Source organism: Paenibacillus sp. FSL R5-0475 (assembly GCF_038004585.1).
In the GTDB taxonomy this organism is placed as follows: domain Bacteria; phylum Bacillota; class Bacilli; order Paenibacillales; family Paenibacillaceae; genus Paenibacillus_AQ.
Map to the genome: position 1 here is coordinate 1488353 of NZ_JBBORK010000001.1, position 17983 is coordinate 1506335.

The window sequence follows — 17983 nt, forward strand, 5'->3', positions numbered from 1 at the left end:
TCCACTGGAACTGTATCCAAGTATGCTCTCTCTAGTAACAATGATAAGGGAGAGAAACTTATGAATGATCAAAAAGTAATGTTTAGAACAGGGCTAAAAGATTCTATCGCAATTGTTGCAGGATTTATCCCAGCTTGCTTTACGTTTGGATTGGTCGGTAAGGGGTTAGGTCTAGGAAGTCTGGAAGTATTCTTATTGTCAGCGCTCGTATTTGCGGGGGCTAGTCAATTTATCGGTGTAAAAATGCTTGCCGCAGGAGCAGCCGCTCCAGTGATTTTACTGCTTACTCTGATCATTAACTTAAGATATTTGTTTATCAGCTTATCCTTTGGAGGGCAGTTAAATCGTAACATCAGTGTACTAGCGAGAACTTGGATTGGCTTCAGTTTAACAGAAGAGGTATATGCCGTTAGTATGATCCCTCGAGAAGGCGTAAATCGTAAAACGGAGAATGAAAAAATGAACCAACCATTAGGACTTCCTTATCTGCTAGGCCTACAAATCCCTCCCTATGTCGCTAACCTGATAGCAACAGCTTCGGGGATCACCCTTGCCTCCTATATCCCAGCTTTATATTTACCGGCGCTAAACACGTCATTATATGCCTTACTAATTGCACTTGTTGTACCTCAATTGAAAGGCAGCTTACGGAATATGGCTATATGTATATCAGCTGCAGGATCATCTTGGCTACTGAACCCTTTGCTGGGAAACTCTTCGATTCTTATAGCTATGTTGATCGGCATGGCAGTGGGTTCCTTAATTAAAGGGCAAGTGAAAGCGGAGAAGGGGGTATCCGTATGACTATATTAATCATCATAGGTATGGCTGTTATTACATTTTTATTTCGTTTTGTGCCTTTACTGCTTACGAACCATACAAATGGTTCTTCCAAAGTCCAAGCGCTACTGGAGTATTTGCCTATAGCGGTTCTTAGTGCGTTAACGGTACCTGGAATCATTCAGGTAGACCCAGATGTTAATCTTGTGGGTATCGCATCAGGGACTGTCGCTGTTATACTGGTATTAATTAGAAAAATTCCGCTGCTCTTCGTGATTATAGGCTCTGTTTCCGCAGCAATACTCGTAAAAATGCTAACCCTATATTTTTAAATCAAAAGTCGGAACAGAAGGGGAGGACCTCTTATGAAGCATGATTTGCTGATCACACTCGATAAAGAACGACAGATACCATTTAGCCGTCAAATTTACGAGCAAGTTCGAAATGCTATCCATTCAGGAGCTTTAAGCGGAGGGGACCCCCTGCCTCCGTCTAGAACTTTGGCCAATCAGCTTGGAGTATCCAGAAGCGTGGTCCTTCAATCCTATGAGCTACTACAGGCAGAAGGGTATCTGGAGATGAGAAAAGGGGCGGGAACGTTTATTGCGGAGTTGACGCTGGAGGAGAAAGTTACAAAAGATTATGAGAGCCCTTACAATTTTATAACGAAGGGACCTGATATCCTTACGCTTAATCCTCCTTCTACTAGAGAAGTTGATCATTTGAACCCGGTATTTTGCGATTTTCGACATGGTGTACCTGCTTGGGATGCGTTTCCTATGGATCAATGGCAAAAAGCTCTAATGAATGCTTGCCGCCGCGCTTCACCGGATACTTTAGGCTATGGCCCTGCGGAGGGTTCACTGGGACTACGCCGAGAAATTGCTCGTTTATTACGTTCCACGCGGTCTATGCCCGTTGTTCCAGAACAAATCGTGATTACTTCTGGAGCTACCCAAGCTCTTGATATTTTATCGAGGATTTTCTTATTTAAAGGTGATCAAGTCATTGTTGAAGATCCTTCACATAGTGTTGTGCGTGAAATATTTTCTTTTGCTGGGGTAGAGGTCATACCTGTTAAAGTAGATCAAGATGGCATCTGTGTGGAAGAGATCCAGACAAACAGTGATAACGATAAAGAAGGTAATCTTAAAAAATCGCCAAAGCTAGTCTATGTTACGCCTTCTCACCAGTTTCCTTTTGGGACGACACTGTCCTTGAAACGAAGAGTTCAGCTGTTGGATTGGGCGAACGCTAATCATGCTTTTATTATTGAAGACGATTATGACAGTGAATATAGATACGAGGGTCCGAAATTATCCGCGCTTGCTGGTCTAGATGTTGAGGGTCGAGTCATTTATGTAGGCAGCTTTAGTAAAGTATTATTTCCTTCTCTGCGGATAGGTTATGTTGTGCTGCCTCCGGCTTTGCTTCAACCTTTTTTGGCCGTTAAATGGATTACAGATCGCATGTCTTCTGCTTTGGATCAGGAAGCGTTAGCTGAATTTATTCAGAATGGTCACTATGCAAGGCATGTTACACAGATGGGTAAGCTGTATGCCTCTCGTAGAGCCTGTCTCGTAAATAGCTTGAATACTGAATTTGGGAGTCGAGTGCGATATTATGGCGAGGAAGCGGGGCTGCACTTACTGATTGAGCTGGAGTCGGATGCCGAAGAGAATCGTATAGCTGAAGTGGCGCTCCGTTACGGAGTTCGTGTATATCCTGCATCCTCTTATTTTCTGGAGAGTAAACCTAAGGGACCTGTGTTTCTACTAGGCTATTCTAATCTTACTGAGAATCAGATTAAGATGGGTGTGAACAGATTGATGTTAGCCGAAGTAGAAGCGACAGTTAGTAGTAGTCATTTGTAATAGAAATGTTGGAACTTTATCATATAACTTGTATGTTCCCTCTATAGTTTCAGCCTTCAGACATTCATAATGAAAGGTGAAGTTATTTCTAATTCTGGAGGTTCTTATGAAACGCTACATTATAGGAATTGATCTCGGTGGAACGAATATCAAAGCAGGAATTTACGATTTCGATTTTATAGCTGTAAAAGAAATATCTACACCTACAGAGGCAGCCAAAGGCCCGTTACATGTGCTGGAACGGATTAGAGAAGCTGTACGTTTGATTACGGTTGAAGCGGATATTTCGTTAGATTTAGTAGAAGGTATGGGAATCGGAGTGCCCGGATTACTTGATCCGGTAGCGGGCATTTCTTTTTTCTCGCCTAATTTTCCGGGGTGGGAGCAAGTACATGTTGTTGACGAGATGAAGAAGTTTTATGATTTCCCTATTTTCATTGATAACGATGTAAGGGTTAATCTGTATGGAGAATGGCAGCAAGGTGCAGGCAGAGGTTATAACAATCTAGTTCTGATTACTTTGGGAACGGGTTTAGGATCGGGTATTGTGAACAACGGGAAAGTAATCTACGGCACGTCTTATAGCGCTGGTGAAATTGGGCACATGAATATGTACAGGAACGGACGACCTTGTAAATGTGGGAGCTCGGGCTGCTTGGGACGATATGTCTCCGCGCTTGGCATGGTGAACACTTTTAAAGAGAAGCTGAAGGAAGGCCGAACCAGCATGATTCAGACCTGGACTAATGATCAAGAAGAGCAAATTACCGCGCTAATGATATCTGAAGCCTACGAACTCGGAGACGCTATCTCTATGGAGGTCATGCAGGAGACGGGGACTATACTTGGCTTTGGATTAGCGAATGTAGTGAATATGCTCAACCCTGATCTTATTATTGTAGGTGGGGGGATGGCAGCAGCGGGTGATAAGTTGCTCCAACCTGTAAGAGAAACTGTAAATCAGCATGCGTTGAAGCTATCTGGCAGTAAGTGTGAAATTGTTCAAGCTTCGCTAGGGAGTCGGGCTGGAACTATTGGTGCGGCCTCTTATGCATATAGTAAGCTTAAAGAAGCAGAGTAGCTAAAAATAATTGTTAATTTAGTATGAACTGGAACCAGATGGAGCCGCCCGGAATACAACAGTAATAAAATCCGTGGAGGTGCTCATATGTTTGCAATCATGCAATTAATAGGTGGGGTGATCCTGTCTTTGGGATGGATTCCTCAAATTATTCAAATCCTCAAATCAAAATCCGTAGCCGATTTAAATTTGAAGTCGTATTTACTTATGCTGCTCGGGATTAGTCTAATGGAAGCATACGCGATAAGTTTGGCGGTTACGGGAGTAGGTTTAGCTTTTTTGATTACGAATACGATGTCCTTATGTGTTGTGTTGCTGGTTATTATTCTAGTGCTTAAATATCGAGCAAGTTCATGATTGAAGTTAAGAAGGTAGGAAACGGAATGACGTACAGTTATCGAAAAGCCGCATCTACGGACTATGCCGCAATATGACAAGAACAAGATTTGTACTGGCTAGGAAATGTTATTGTTTCAACCGATTATAGAGGTAAGGGAGCCGCGGAGTATTTGATTCGTACCATGCTTGCTGCTGCTAAAGAGGACTTACAGCTTCAAGAGTTACATCTAGTTTGTCATAATGTGAATACTAAAGGGATGTTATTATACTCCAGGTTAGGGTTTAAGCCGTATGAAATTGTCAAAAGAACAGGTCCTCATGAAACAATCATCGCCGGAATCTTTATGAAAATAGAGTTAACTTAGGTTAGTAAATGTGGAGGTACATTTGAGCGAAAAATATTTTACATACGAAATCGATGCAGTAACTTTTCAATTGCAAGAGCCTTGTGATTTTGCTTGGTTATCTAAACTTGGCAGGGTGTTCAAAGTGTTCGATCAGCAGGACTCGGGAAATCTTTCTTTTGGTGTGGAGAAGGAAGGTCAGAGGTATTTTGTGAAATTTGCTGGTGCAAAGCCTTTGACTTACGATGGAAACCCCTCGGATGCTGTTGATAATTTGATGAAAGCTATTCCGTTATATAAAGAGCTTGAATCTGAAGTGCTGATCTATCTGGTGTCACATTTTGAAGTTGGAGTGGGATATGTAGCGGTGTTTGAATGGTTTGAAGGTGAATGTTTGCATTCGCATTGGCTGTTTGCGGGAGAAGCTAAGTTGAACCATCCGGAATCGCCTTTTTACCGCTATAAGCAACTATCTATTGAAAAACGTTTAGCGTCCTTAGACGTAATCTTTGCGTTTCATGAACATGTTGAGTTGCAGGGTTATGTCGCCGTCGATTTTTATGATGGAAGTATTCTTTATAATTTCGCGAACGATGAAACAAGGATTTGTGATATTGATTTTTATAGACCTAAGCCAACTGTAAATGATCTGGGAGAGAACTTCTGGGGCTCATCCAGATTCAAGTCACCGGAAGAGTTTATCTTGGGTGCACCGATTGATGAAGTTACCAATGTATTCAATATGGGCGCAACTTCATTTGTTCTTTTAGGAGGAGCCTCCGACCGGTCGTTTGCAAAATGGGAGGCGAGCGAAGCTCACTACGAGGTTGCTTTACGGGCGGTTAGCCTGGAGCGTGAGCAGCGGTATCAGAGTGTAGCGGAATTTAAATTAGCTTGGGATAGAGCAGGAATTGTTTGAGGTAGGTGGGAAATGAGAACTGCTTAAGCTGTAAGATAAGAATGATAGCCCTGCTATTGTCACATGATATGATTTATAAATAGAACAAGCAGGAGGGATTTCAATGAAAAGAGACATTCAGCATGTTCCCTACGGCTATGAGCCACCGGTTGAACAACGTAAAGGGACGTTAGTGTTTTACGATTCTTTTGAACATATAACAGATCAGGAACTTGTAATCGCGGCAAAAACGGCCACCGATCGGCGTTTCACTAAGCTAGTGCTATATCCGCTTCATGAAGAAACGGTGAGACGGATGACCAAAGAGCCGGTGAGCGCTTATTATAAGCGTGAGGACCGGCTGCATGAATGGAAGAGGGAGCAAGGACTTAGCTTCATCACGGTAGAGAGTTTGGAAGGAAAGCGAAAGAAATATACTCCGCTTGATTCTGCGCTTCGACATCTTGCAGAAATCTATCCTTCGCCGATTTTTTTGTATTTAACACCTGAGGTGGCGAATCAGTTTGCATCTTACTCCTCTTTTGAAGAATGGATTGTAAAGATCCGCTTATTGTTACCATCTGCACCTTCATCACTTCATCCAAGGCTACTAAAATTTCGCCATCGCTGGGATGTTGTTGGAGAAGAGAAAGATTAAGATTTAATGTGTGCTGCTCTGTTTACGTCTGTAATTGTACATTCTCCACTGATAATGGATAAAACATCCGATACAAAAACCAAGTATCGCAACAGTGGCTGCCACTGCAACTAGCGCTGTGAAAATATAGGCAGCAATCGTCCACCCCGCGATGAAGCTGATCAGACCACCTGTGAGGCAGAAGACAGCAATCGTTTGGTTAAACTGTTGCTGTGACCAGTCTTCGAGTACATAGTGCGAACGTTCTTTTGTCAGAAACTTAGCAGCCAGTTTAATGATGGGATTATAACCGAACAAGAGTCCGAGCAATCCGGCAAACAAGGGCAGCGCAAGAATCCAGTGCTGTCCTGTTAGCCATGTCAATATTACAGAAATGACGATAAACGCCTGATTAGTCTTTACTAATGGTCGTGGAATTCCTTTTGGCACGTCTTGCATTTTATTCACACCTTTCTTATTGGAATAATTATAGTATACGCTGAGGTTGAGGGAATGGGAAGTAGATTACTTTGAATTTAAGTAATTTATATGTTGACATATCTCTTAAAAATATGGTTTTATTATGTAGACCAATTGTTATAATGCAAAGGAAGTGTCAGCTTGTCGAACAAGCCGAATACGCGTGAGGCGATTCTGGACACCGCTTCGAAATTATTTTTTTCTCAGGGATATCATGCAACAGGACTAAATCAGATTATTAAAGACAGCGATTCACCGAAGGGATCTCTTTATTATTACTTCCCCCACGGTAAAGAAGAGCTGGCTTTAACATGCATTAACCGGACTAGTCTAACAGTCGCTCAGAAACTGAACTGTCATATGGAGAGCAGCAATAGTGCAGCTGAAGCAATGGAGGATTTTATTCTAGGCATGGCTATGGATGCAGTGGAATCTTCATTTGAGGGGATTGTTCCATTTAGTTTTTGGTTAGCGGCGGAGACCTCTTGTATTAGTGAGGAGCTGCGGACTGCATGTAAATCTGTGTTTATGGACTTGCAGGATGTGATCAAGAAACGCCTTCTGGAAGAAGGTGTGGAGAGCAACACTGCAGCCGATAAGGCTTCAGTAATAGTCTCATTATTTGAAGGAGCGCTTCTTCAGACGCTGACTTTACGGGATGAACAGCCGCTTCTCGCGGCGGCGAAGATTATCCCAGCAATACTTGGTTAGAGATAGACAATAGATAAGAACATCAGGGGGATTAAGAGTGGAAGCAACTATGCAAGGAAAGCAACAAAAGGAAGTAAAGAAGTTTAAAACCATTCCGATTCTAGTCTCTTTACTACTTGCAGGATTTATCGGAATGTTCAGTGAAACCGCACTGAATGTAGCTTTAAGTGATCTTATGAATGTCCTTCAAATTACTCCAGCAACAGCACAATGGTTGACGACGGCTTATCTGCTTACACTGGGAATTCTAGTACCGATTTCGGGTATGCTGCTTCAGTGGTTCTCGACTAGACAGTTGTTTGTTGCTGCTTTATGTTTTTCAATACTTGGAACGTTTTTAGCTGCAGTATCACCTAGTTTTGAGTTCCTATTAACAGCGCGTGTGGTACAAGCAATGGGTACAGCGCTTCTTTTACCACTTATGTTCAATACGATCCTTATTATCATTGCTCCTGAAAAACGGGGTGCCGCGATGGGGATGATAGGGTTGGTTATCATGGTAGCACCAGCGATCGGTCCTACTATTGCCGGTCTTCTAATTGAAAGCCTTAGCTGGCACTGGATCTTCTGGCTGTCACTGCCATTCCTGGTGATCGCATTGATATTCGGGATCCTCTTCATGCAGAATGTAACGAAGGTTACGAAGCCGAAGATCGACATCCTCTCCATAGTGTTATCATCAATCGGGTTTGGTGGAATCGTGTTTGGTTTCAGTAGCGCCGGTGAAGAAGCTGGTTGGGGAAGTCCAAAAGTAATCATTGCTATCGTAGTAGGTGTGGTATCACTCTTATTGTTTGGTTTGCGCCAAATGAAGATGAAGCAGCCTATGATTAATCTGCGAGCTTTTAAATATCCAATGTTCTCTATTGGTGTGGCTATGGTATTTATTTGTATGATGGTTATCCTGTCATCCATGTTGATTCTTCCAATGTATCTTCAACAGGGTCAAGGGTATACAGCTTTCAAGGCAGGCTTGCTGCTACTTCCAGGGGGGATTATTAACGGATTGATGTCCCCAATCATGGGTCGTCTGTTCGACAAATACGGTCCCAAATGGCTCGTTATTCCGGGTCTAATTATTGCAGCTACTGCTTTGTGGTTCTTCTCTAGTATTACTGTTGCTTCTACGGTTGTATTCGTAATCGTACTTCACAGTACGCTTATGATTGGTGTGTCGATGGTATTTATGCCTGCACAAACCAACGGAATTAACCAGCTGCCGTTAGAATTATATCCAGATGGTACAGCGATCATGAATACTTTGCAGCAGGTTGCTGGTGCGATCGGTACTGCATTAGCTGTCAGCATTATGTCCGCAGGTTCTAAGAGTTATTTGAAGACTGTGGCCGATCCTGCCGATCCAGCTAATATGTTGCCTGCATTCACGCAAGGTGTACAAAATGCATTTATTTTCGGAATGAGTATGGCGATTGTAGGTCTAATTCTTGCGTTCTTCGTGAAAAGAGTAGTCGTTAATCATAAAATGAATACACCAATGCATTAATCATTAAGCTTGTAAAATCCCCTTACGGTAGATAGTGGAGAAGGTTCATGTACATATGAACATACCACTGATAATCGGAGGGGATTTTTTTAATCATAACAAGAAAGAGGGACCTCTCCCCGGTAGAATACCGAGAAGCGTCCGCTACCTAACTTCTTTTTAAGAAAAATGCTGGGCTATATTAGTCAGATACTCTGCTTCATCTGTATTTTCTTTCATATGAATGAGCATTTTTGCATCTTCTCCAACAATGTACCGGAACTGACTTGTCCCATCAGTGGCGGCTTGATATATTGTTTCCGCAACAATTTCTGGAGGCGAAGCATAGGTAGGTTGTTTTTCCATCTCACCCAATTTACCCAAAAATGCAGTTGTAAAGGGTTTATAGTCCGTTAATTCTTCATTAAAAAAGAACTCCATCGATCTTCCACCAAAGTCCGTCTGAATGGCACCAGGTTCAATTAACTTTACTTTGATGTTTTGTGATGCTAATTCATAAGATACGGATTCAGAAAAACCTTCTACCGCAAATTTCGTTGAATGATACAGAGACATCGTAGGAAAGGTTACTTTCCCTCCCATAGAAGAGATATTGATCAGTAAACCATCTTGATTAGACCTAAAATGTGGCAATATGGCTTTAGTCATACTGATAAGACCAAACACGTTCACTTCAAACTGTCTTCTGATCTGCTCATCCGTAGCTACTTCAATAAGACCCATTGTTCCATAACCAGCATTATTGAGAAGAACGTCAATTTTACCGAACCGCTTAATCGCTTCCGCTAACGCAGGTTGAATTGTGTCTAATTTCTCAACATCAAGCTGTAAAACCAATACATTATCAAGTGTAATAAGTTCACTTTCTTGTTCAGGTGAACGCATCGTGGCTACGACGTTCCATCCTCTTTCAGCAAAATGTTTTGCTGTAGTTCTCCCAATGCCAGACGAAGCACCCGTTATAAAAATTGTTTTCATTAACAATTCCTCCTAAAAGTTTTCTTAGCATTACATCTTCACTTGGTACGTACAAAACTTACTTCGTAAGCACTAACTGCTCCATGTTTGACAACCCTTCGGCAATGATTTTGAGTTTTGCTTTATATTCTTCAATGCCAATTTGGATACAGATGATCTGCGCTGGATGCATTTCATCTTTATAAAGTGAATACTGCTCAAGTAACTGATCTAACTTATGTTGTGATTCCTCCTGTACCTGCTTCAACCAAAGAATCACCTTGTCATACCCAACAAATTCACCAAAATATAGTCTCATCATAAAATCAGATTTCTTAATACTGTCAGCCTCTAGTGGAGCTAGTAAATAGGCGTTAAAACTATCTCTTCCTTTATCCGTGATGTTTAAAAGATTCTTATTAGGCTTACCTTCCTGCTGCACATTTTCCTTAGTTATCAAACCCTCCTTTTCCATACGAGCAAGTGTGGGATAAATCGTTCCATAACTAGAACTATAGAAATTAGAGAATACATCCTCCAATAACTGTTTTATTTCGTAACCAGTCTTCGATTCTTTCATAAGCATGCCTAAAATAACATCCTGACTGTTCAAAATAGAACCTCCTTGTTGTTTAGAAATATTTGTATATCACGCTTATAATATATCGGTTAGATATATATTGTGTCAATATATATTATTTTGATACAGGTGACTTTATCGAAATCATAAATCACTTGTTCCTTGAGGATTGTTTGGAATGGGTACTATGAACCAATTAGTTTTAGGTTATTCCCGTATGTCTAAATATTAAGTACAATTACATATATGGCAAAAGGGAGGTCATCTATTGAACTGGAAAAAATCCGGCTTGTTAAGTATTGCTATAGCCCTTGGTTCAGTGACAGGATTCAGTACTTTGGGTATAGAGCCAGTATCTGCCGCAACGGCAACGGAATCTGCAGGCGTTTATAATCAATTCCAGCAGTATGTACAGAAGCCGACATCTCTTGCTAACGCACGTAATTATTTAATTAACCATATCAAAGAAGTGGATACCTGGACAGCGACTCAGATGACACTTCAGCTCGAGAATGCACAGAAGGCACATTTATCTGTATACTCAGAAAAGGTTTTTCCGGACAAGATGCAGAAAGAGATAAATAGTGCTTTTTCCAAAAGCAAAAATCTAACCTATACCTCACTCCTTAATACGTTCAAAGATGCCAACGTACGCAATGTGTTAATTGAAGGCCGGGATAAGGGATATAAGCTGGAGACCAGTGAGGGCATGTACTATCCGGTAATGCATTATGAGGGATTTAAGATCTTTAAGCCGTATATTACGAAGGACATCGCAGCTTATATTGACATCATGGCCACCGAATCTAATCAACCGAGTGTATCTGATGCAGCGATTGTAATCAGTTGGACCGAGTTAACGAATAGAGCGCTTGCAATAGAGGATTTTGTGACGAAATATCCTGCTTCTAACCGTTCAACCGCTCTTCAAAAAGAACTTCTCATTGCAACGTCCCGCTTATTGTATGGAACAAGTAATACACCTGCATATGACTATGATGAGCAAGTTATCAAACCAGAAGTAAAAAAGGCGTATGAGAATGCACTGAAAAACAGCAAAGTTGATACTAGAATTCTTTCGATTTTAGAAAAGCTACTACAATTACTTAATTCTACGAATAATAAATTCACTCCTGTAATAGAAAAATTTCTAGTTGAAACCGTAAACTCGTAATTATTAGAGTATGTAAAGACAACATCTGAGAAGAGGCTGGATTAATTGAGAATAGGATCAAAAGGAATAAGAATCGCTGTTTTCGCAGTTGTGCTGTTGTTGTGGACAAATAGTTTGTTTATGGGTAGCGCTGAAGCTGCTTATGTCGGCTCTTCAACAGACTCTGTGCTGCAGCAAATGCAAATGGAGAAGAAGAACCATTTACCGCAAGGTTTTGTCTATCTGGAAGAAGTGATTCCAACGGCACAATATGAGATTCGATATTACGGAGATAATAATTTTGTGGGGAAGCGGATTGATGGCTACAAGGCGCCTTTAGCGATATTCTCGCGGACAGCGGCAACAGCTTTGAAGGCTGTAAGTGAGGATTTAGCGAATAAAGGGTATATTCTTAAAATTTATGATGCTTATCGTCCGCAGACGGCGGTGAATCATTTTGTAAGATGGTCACAGAATGCCGTAGATACTAAAATGAAACAGCAATATTATCCGCGACTGGATAAACGTAATCTATTTAAACTTGGTTTTATAGCTAAAAAATCAGGCCATTCCAGAGGTAGCACCGTCGATTTAACGATCGTAAATAAAGAAACGGGAGCTGAAGTAGATATGGGAAGCCCTTTTGATTTTTTCGGAGACATCTCCTATTACGATACGCCCTTAATCAACAAGACTCAGAAAGCAAATCGGGCGATCCTCAAAGAGGCGATGGTAAAACAGGGATTTAAACCTTACAGCAAAGAATGGTGGCATTTTACGTTGATCAAGGAACCTTATCCTAAACAATATTTTGACTTCAAGGTGGAATAACCTAGAACTTGAATGTCCATGTAAGAAGCGATTCACTTTTTTTGTTGAGCTTTACTACCATTAGGATTAGCAGATGCTGGAAACGCACATAATACTAATAGTCAAAAAAAGGGAGGTTTCGAACGGATGAACAAAATCGCGGTTGTTGTAGTGTTAAGTGTACTGTTATTGGTAAATGGATTTGGAGGAACTACCTCTTATACGGCTTGGGCAGATGCTAGTGAAGTAAAGGTGGTTTTGAATGGTCAGGTTCTGAAATCAGATCAATATTCAGCGTATCCTAACGGTTCTACGGTCATGCTACCTCTTAGAGAGGCATCTAGCGTCTTGAAATATCAAACCACTTATCAAAAAAGTACGGACACCATTACATTAAACGGAGTCAAACAAAAGATTGAATATAAAGTAGGAAACGACTATATTACCATTAATGATAAAGAGAAAAGAGACTTTAAGGATAATGTTGTGTTTAGGAAGGAACACTTATATGTTCCGCTCTCTTTTTTCACTAGTGTAGGACTGGTAACCTCTTATAATGCTGAAGCTAATCTAGTGGAAGTTTATGCGCCCGAGGTTACAGCAAGTGTGATAGCGGGACTGCTGAGCACTGGGCAATTTCAAGAGTTAGAGAATCGATTCTTTAGTGATGAAATGAAGCGTTCGCTTTCCACTACGGGTTTACAGAAATATTGGGCTGATTTTACTGCACGAGCTGGTACTTACCATGGGATAAAGTCTACTGAAAGTATTCAAAAAGAAGATCAAATGTCAATACAATGTGTACTTGGCTTTGCTGTAACGGATGCGTCCCTTGAGTTTGTTCTCAATAAGTCTGGTAAGATTGTTGAATTAAAAGGAAACCTTCCTTCCATTTAATCTTGAGAATAATAAAGATTTAGGTTTAGAACAACAGGCTATGTGTGCGTCCCTTAAGAAGAGATTTCTTCTTGGAGCCATGCATAGCCTTTTTTGTGTTTCAATAAACATACTGAGATTGCAATGTATTTTTATTGTAAAAAAGGGTTTTATTTGTTGACTTTCACATTCATCGAAGGTAAATTAAAATTTGAAATAATTGTTAAAGCATTTAACTAAATTAGAGAAAAGAGTGGAGTACTGGATGACAAAATCAATTACTCAGAGTAGCCCGACAGAAGAACGGCCCTTCTCGCTAAGAGCGATCCTTCCCCCGCTTCTTGCTATTATCGTCGGAATGATTATGGTTATTCTGGATGGAACCGTCGTGAATGTGGCTATACCCAAACTGGTGGACTATTTTTCTTCAGATTTAAAAACGATTCAGTGGGCGATTACAGGCTACACGTTAGCTTTAGCTGCTGTAATACCGCTCGCAGGCTGGATGACAGATCGCTTCGGTTCTAAACAAGTGTTTCTGGTGACGCTCACGTTGTTCATTCTCGGCTCCATGTTATGTTCTGTGGCTCAAACTTCTTCGCAGCTTGTTATTTTTCGTGTGATCCAAGGACTTGGTGGGGGGATGGTAGCTCCTATTGGGATGGCTATGGTGTTTAAGTTAGCTCCAGCAGAACGAAGAGGATCGATTATGGGCATGCTTGGGATTCCCATGCTGCTTGCACCTGCACTTGGCCCGATATTGTCCGGATGGCTTGTTGAATATGTTAGCTGGCATTGGATCTTCCTGATTAACGTGCCGATTGGGATTGTTGGTATTATTCTTGGTGTTAAGTATTTGCCCAAGACGGAGAAGATCGGTAAAGGCAACCTCGACATACTTGGCATTATACTGGCACCGATTGCGTTTTCCATGCTAGCTTATGGAGTAAATGAAGGCGGGTCGAATAGTTGGTCATCGACTCCAGCAATCCTTGGATTATCTGTTGGGGGCGTTGCACTGATTCTATTTATAATCGTTGAGCTGCGGCATAAACAGCCTTTGCTGGATCTGCGCGTCTTTCGCTCCTCAGATTTCACCCGCGGCATTATTTTAACATGGGTCATGCAAGCCGCACTGTTTGGTTCCATGCTGTTCGTGCCGCTATACTTACAGCAGATTCGGGCTTATACACCACTAGAGACGGGGCTGATTCTGCTTCCGCAAGCTTTAGCTTGTGTAATCGGCATGCCGCTTGGTGGTAAATTGTTTGATAAGATAGGGGCACGACCGCTGGCTTTTGTGGGTCTGAGCATCATTACAGTTACCCTATTCCTACTGTCTGGGATTTCGATGACTACAAGTCTAAACACCATTATGATGTATCTTGCTTTATTAGGATTTGGGATGGGTATAGCGATGATGCCACTCAATACACATGTTCTAAATGCCGCACCGCGTGAATTGGTGAGCCGGGTCACATCGCTTACAGCAGCGGCACAGCAGGTGGTTGTGGCCTTTGCCGTAGCAGGCTTGACGGGTTATCTGACAAGTCAAATCACTGTGCATATGGGAGCATTGAAAGCAGGAAGTAATCCTTTATCGGCAGCAGTTCTAGGTTTTGATGATGTATTTTTTCTATCTGGTTGTATAGCTGTAGTCGGTGTACTTATGAGTATTATCCTGCGCAAACCAAAGCTTTCCTCGAATGATTCCTCCTCCGAAGAGAGTCAGAAAGCAGATGCAGCAATGATGATGGGACATTAATTTATACGATAATCTTAGATAATAAAAAAAGGCGTCGTTCAGCTTGTATAGCTAACGACGCCTTTTTTGTATGAGAAAATCATCCTATAGATGTTCTGGTTTCTTCTGAGCCCACCTAGGGCTGAATGTAACTTTACCGAGTAGCTCCGATGCTACAATGCCTAGTAGAACAAGAGCTGCACCAGCATATCCTTGTATCGATAGCTTTTCAGCGGCGAACCAATAGCCAAACAACGCGGCGAATACCGGCTCAAGGGAGAAGATCAGTCCGGTGCGTGTAGGTGAAGTATATTTTTGAGCAATGGGTTGTAGGATGAAGCCACAGGCACTACAGAGAATCCCAAGTGCGAGGATCGCAATCCATGCTGGTAAGGTCGAAGGAAGCGAAGGTGTCTCGAATAGCGCAGATAACACTAGAGCAAACCCTCCGGCAAAACCCAACTGTAAGATTCCAATATTCAGTGAATCACACTCTTTTACAGCCTTGCCTGTAAATAAGATCTGTACCGCATAGAACACCGCCGAAAGAATACAGAGGAAGTCACCTGGTCCAATTTTTAAGGTAGCATTTAATGTAAGAAGTCCAATGCCAGCTATAGCGAGTACGGAGCCAAAGACTTGCGGAGGTGCAACTCTTTTTTTGAAAAGTATACGATCTATTATCGGTACAAATATGACCGTCAAGGCTACTAAAAATCCAGCGTTGGAGGTTGTCGTAGTCTTCAGTCCGAACGTTATACATGTGAACACGCCGAGGAGTAAGAATCCGAGTAGAGCACCATATTTCAATGTTTTGATGTCAACTTTTCGTAAACGTTTGTGGAAGATCACTGTGGCTAATATAAAAGCAAGTCCGAAGCGGAGTGCAATCAGATTGAATTCGCCTAACGTGCCTAACCCCATTTTCATAAATATGTAGGAGGAACCCCAAAATAATGTTACAACTAACAGCATCAGCTCAGCTTTGAGCGGTTTCATCTCGTCATCCATCCTTCTTCATTTTCAACTCAATTTAGTATAATACGGCTCTATACATAAGGTAACTGAATGTTTATCATAGGATACATGAGTAAAACTTATGTAAATTAAAAAGGTGAGGGATAGAGGTTGAGCATCAATAAGTATGAGATTTTTCTAAAAGTTGTAGAGCTAGGTAGCTTAACAAAAGCAGCAGATGTACTGGGCTTTACGCAATCTGGAATTAGCCACACGATTAGTAGCTTGGAGATGGAGTTTGGTTTCACGTTATTAATTAGAAATAGATCTGGCGTTAAATTGACGGTAAACGGGGAGCAAGTACTACAGCCTATCCGTGAAATTCTGAAGTGGAATGAAAAATTGAAGCAGGAAGTAGCAGATATACATGGGCTAGAGGTCGGGACCATTACCATCGGTACATTCACCAGTGTATCCGTGCATTGGCTGCCAGGAATGATTAAGCAATTTCGCAGTGAATACCCCTATATCGAAATCAGGTTGATGGAAGGTGGTTATTTAGAGGTTGAACAATGGATCGAGGCTGGAGTCGTTGACTGTGGTTTTATTTCTCTGCCTACGCGTGAGAAGTTCGAAGTGATTCCCTTAAAAAAGGACCGGATGTTAGGAATCGTATCCAAAGAAAATCCGCTTAGTGCAGAACCTTTTCTCTCCTTATCCCAAATTGCTAAAGAGGATTTCATCATCCCGAAGGCAGGTTCAGATTATGATGTTAGGCGTGTACTGGATAAGGCGGGCATCAAACCGAATATTAAGTTCTCAGCAGGTGATGATTATGCCATTATGGCCATGGTGGAGAAGGGACTCGGAATTAGTATTTTGCCAGAGCTTGTATTAACCCGTCAGAATTATAATGTAACGATGCTTGAATTGGAAGAACGTAGTTTCAGATCACTTGGAATCGCTGTACATTCTATGAAATACGCATCTCCCGCCACTAAAAAGTTCCTAAAGCATGTACAAGCGTGGTTGATGGGGCATCCCTGAACCCTAAGAATACACCGTTTAGAATGAGCAAAACCCCTGATTAATTCAGGGGTTTTATTATGAATGAATATCCAAAATAAGGGTTGACGAGGGACTTTGTTCATGAGAGAATGTACGCGCGTACATTTATTGAATGCGCTTTCGTAGGAGGGGTTTTTATCGCCAGCCGTAAAGAGGTTGCCGAGCTTGCCGGAGTCTCAGAAGCCACAGTCTCCCGCGTGTTAAACAACGTAGGCCCGCTCAAGGAAGAAACGAAGGAACGTGTGTTGGCAGCTGCGCTCAAGCTGGGATATACCCCTAGTTCACTCGCGCAGAGCTTTGCTCGTAGAAGAAGTGGGCACCTTGGTGTAGTAATGCCTTATTTGCCAAATGCACGCTTGTTCTCCACTTATTATTTTTCAGAAATATTAAGTGGAATTGGGAGTAAGGCGCGAGAAGAGGGTTATGATCTGTTAATGCTGTTTCGAAATGCCGAAGAGAGAGTGGACTATAACGAATTGTTTAAGATGCGGAAGATTGATGCTTGTATTGTACTCGGTGCCAAAGAGGATCCAGGTGAGCTAGCCTCACTTCGACGTTTGAAGGAGGAAGGTCATCCGTTTTGCCTGATTAATCAGCATTTTGAAGGAGAGGCTTTTCACGAGGTGGATGCTGATCATGTCGAAGGAAGCTGGCAAGCGGTCAGGCACTTACTGGATCAGGGCTTTACGAGGATTGCCTTTCTAAACGGGCCAGCATCTTATTCGAACAGCCGAGATCGTTTAACTGGTTATTTGCGCGCTTTGGAGGATTCTAACCTTCCTTTAGATGAATCACTTCTATTCGAAGGTAACTTCAGTCGTAAAAGCGGTGCTATTGCTGCCAAGAAGATGTTGCCTCTGCTGAATGAGATTGATGCCATTGTAGCGGCCAATGATCGAATGGCCATTGGATTGCAGCAAGGCCTACAGGAACTAGGCATCCCAAGAGATCGCATCCCAGCCATGGTGGGTTATGATGATTCAGATGCTGCTGAGCTTACTACACCAGCCTTAAGCAGTGTGCGTGTTCCCTTTTATGAGCTAGGAGAAATTGCTGTATCTAAGGTATTAGAATTGCACGGGAATAGTCGCTCAGAAATATCACCCCCCTCCCAAATCATCCAGATTAAATTACCGACTGAACTAGTAATACGAGCTTCATCTAAATCTAAGAAATCTGAGGAGGAATAA

The 17983-nt window shown here is 41.9% G+C and carries 20 protein-coding genes; 16 read left to right on the forward strand and 4 right to left on the reverse strand.

Annotation, left to right across the window (positions count from 1 at the left end; genetic code table 11):
• Positions 1-60: 60 nt before the first annotated feature.
• The 8 genes from MKX41_RS06545 to MKX41_RS06580 all read left to right on the forward strand — a co-directional run bounded on the left by MKX41_RS06545 (position 61) and on the right by MKX41_RS06580 (position 5974).
• Positions 61-804, forward strand: a complete 744-nt coding sequence (locus MKX41_RS06545) for an AzlC family ABC transporter permease (RefSeq protein ID WP_149644341.1) — start codon at positions 61-63, stop codon at positions 802-804.
• Entirely contained in the window at positions 801-1112 is a 312-nt protein-coding gene (locus MKX41_RS06550) for an AzlD domain-containing protein (RefSeq protein ID WP_340969184.1), read from the forward strand. The genes MKX41_RS06545 and MKX41_RS06550 overlap by 4 nt, the downstream gene beginning before the upstream one ends.
• Before the next feature lie 33 nt (positions 1113-1145).
• Complete coding sequence (pdxR, locus tag MKX41_RS06555) at positions 1146-2654, forward strand: MocR-like pyridoxine biosynthesis transcription factor PdxR (RefSeq protein ID WP_340969185.1); 1509 nt, start codon at positions 1146-1148, stop codon at positions 2652-2654.
• 106 nt (positions 2655-2760) lie between these two features.
• Complete coding sequence (locus tag MKX41_RS06560) at positions 2761-3735, forward strand: ROK family protein (protein ID WP_340969187.1); 975 nt, start codon at positions 2761-2763, stop codon at positions 3733-3735.
• A gap of 87 nt (positions 3736-3822) precedes the next feature.
• Positions 3823-4092: a PQ-loop domain-containing transporter gene (locus MKX41_RS06565; protein WP_340969189.1), complete on the forward strand. Its 270-nt coding sequence runs from the start codon at positions 3823-3825 to the stop codon at positions 4090-4092.
• Positions 4093-4181: 89 nt separating this feature from the next.
• On the forward strand, positions 4182-4439 hold the full coding sequence (locus MKX41_RS06570; RefSeq protein ID WP_081951111.1) for a GNAT family N-acetyltransferase: 258 nt from the start codon (positions 4182-4184) through the stop codon (positions 4437-4439).
• 22 nt (positions 4440-4461) lie between these two features.
• Positions 4462-5337 carry a serine/threonine protein kinase gene (locus MKX41_RS06575; protein WP_340969192.1) on the forward strand — a complete coding sequence of 292 codons (876 nt, stop codon included), beginning with the start codon at positions 4462-4464 and terminating at the stop codon, positions 5335-5337.
• Between the two features lie 103 nt (positions 5338-5440).
• A complete protein-coding gene (locus MKX41_RS06580; RefSeq protein ID WP_042187799.1) occupies positions 5441-5974 on the forward strand; it encodes a hypothetical protein in 534 nt (177 codons plus the stop codon).
• 3 nt (positions 5975-5977) lie between these two features.
• On the opposite strand, the gene MKX41_RS06585 is transcribed toward MKX41_RS06580, so the two are convergent.
• The gene (locus tag MKX41_RS06585; protein ID WP_076298904.1) at positions 5978-6412 is read right to left on the reverse strand and encodes a DUF4395 domain-containing protein; all 435 of its coding nucleotides are present in this window, start codon (positions 6410-6412) and stop codon (positions 5978-5980) included.
• Positions 6413-6574: 162 nt separating this feature from the next.
• Here MKX41_RS06585 and MKX41_RS06590 point away from each other — a divergent pair, with 162 nt between their 5' ends.
• Both MKX41_RS06590 and MKX41_RS06595 read left to right on the forward strand, forming a co-directional pair.
• Positions 6575-7144 carry a TetR/AcrR family transcriptional regulator gene (locus tag MKX41_RS06590; RefSeq protein ID WP_042187803.1) on the forward strand — a complete coding sequence of 190 codons (570 nt, stop codon included), beginning with the start codon at positions 6575-6577 and terminating at the stop codon, positions 7142-7144.
• 49 nt (positions 7145-7193) lie between these two features.
• Positions 7194-8648, forward strand: coding sequence for a DHA2 family efflux MFS transporter permease subunit (locus MKX41_RS06595; protein WP_042193817.1), 1455 nt, complete (start codon positions 7194-7196; stop codon positions 8646-8648).
• A 159-nt stretch (positions 8649-8807) separates the two neighbouring features.
• Here MKX41_RS06595 and MKX41_RS06600 read toward each other — a convergent pair whose 3' ends face one another.
• Positions 8808-9626, reverse strand: a complete 819-nt coding sequence (locus MKX41_RS06600; protein WP_340969195.1) for an SDR family oxidoreductase — start codon at positions 9624-9626, stop codon at positions 8808-8810.
• 58 nt (positions 9627-9684) lie between these two features.
• Positions 9685-10218: a PadR family transcriptional regulator gene (locus MKX41_RS06605; RefSeq protein WP_340969197.1), complete on the reverse strand. Its 534-nt coding sequence runs from the start codon at positions 10216-10218 to the stop codon at positions 9685-9687.
• A gap of 235 nt (positions 10219-10453) precedes the next feature.
• Here MKX41_RS06605 and MKX41_RS06610 point away from each other — a divergent pair, with 235 nt between their 5' ends.
• The 4 genes from MKX41_RS06610 to MKX41_RS06625 all read left to right on the forward strand — a co-directional run bounded on the left by MKX41_RS06610 (position 10454) and on the right by MKX41_RS06625 (position 14789).
• A complete protein-coding gene (locus tag MKX41_RS06610; protein ID WP_340969199.1) occupies positions 10454-11359 on the forward strand; it encodes a hypothetical protein in 906 nt (301 codons plus the stop codon).
• 45 nt (positions 11360-11404) lie between these two features.
• Positions 11405-12169: a M15 family metallopeptidase gene (locus MKX41_RS06615; protein WP_340969201.1), complete on the forward strand. Its 765-nt coding sequence runs from the start codon at positions 11405-11407 to the stop codon at positions 12167-12169.
• Between the two features lie 126 nt (positions 12170-12295).
• Positions 12296-13045 (forward strand): stalk domain-containing protein, encoded by a 750-nt coding sequence (locus tag MKX41_RS06620; protein WP_340969204.1) that lies wholly within the window; start codon positions 12296-12298, stop codon positions 13043-13045.
• A 244-nt stretch (positions 13046-13289) separates the two neighbouring features.
• Positions 13290-14789 (forward strand): DHA2 family efflux MFS transporter permease subunit, encoded by a 1500-nt coding sequence (locus MKX41_RS06625; RefSeq protein WP_042187809.1) that lies wholly within the window; start codon positions 13290-13292, stop codon positions 14787-14789.
• Positions 14790-14873: 84 nt separating this feature from the next.
• Here the strand turns inward: MKX41_RS06625 and MKX41_RS06630 are convergent, their stop codons facing one another.
• Positions 14874-15767, reverse strand: a complete 894-nt coding sequence (locus MKX41_RS06630; RefSeq protein WP_042187811.1) for a DMT family transporter — start codon at positions 15765-15767, stop codon at positions 14874-14876.
• Between the two features lie 129 nt (positions 15768-15896).
• On the opposite strand from MKX41_RS06630, the gene MKX41_RS06635 reads away from it, so the two are divergent.
• The gene (locus tag MKX41_RS06635) at positions 15897-16772 is read left to right on the forward strand and encodes a LysR family transcriptional regulator (RefSeq protein WP_042187813.1); all 876 of its coding nucleotides are present in this window, start codon (positions 15897-15899) and stop codon (positions 16770-16772) included.
• Positions 16773-16882: 110 nt separating this feature from the next.
• Positions 16883-17983 (forward strand): LacI family DNA-binding transcriptional regulator, encoded by a 1101-nt coding sequence (locus tag MKX41_RS06640; RefSeq protein WP_340969208.1) that lies wholly within the window; start codon positions 16883-16885, stop codon positions 17981-17983.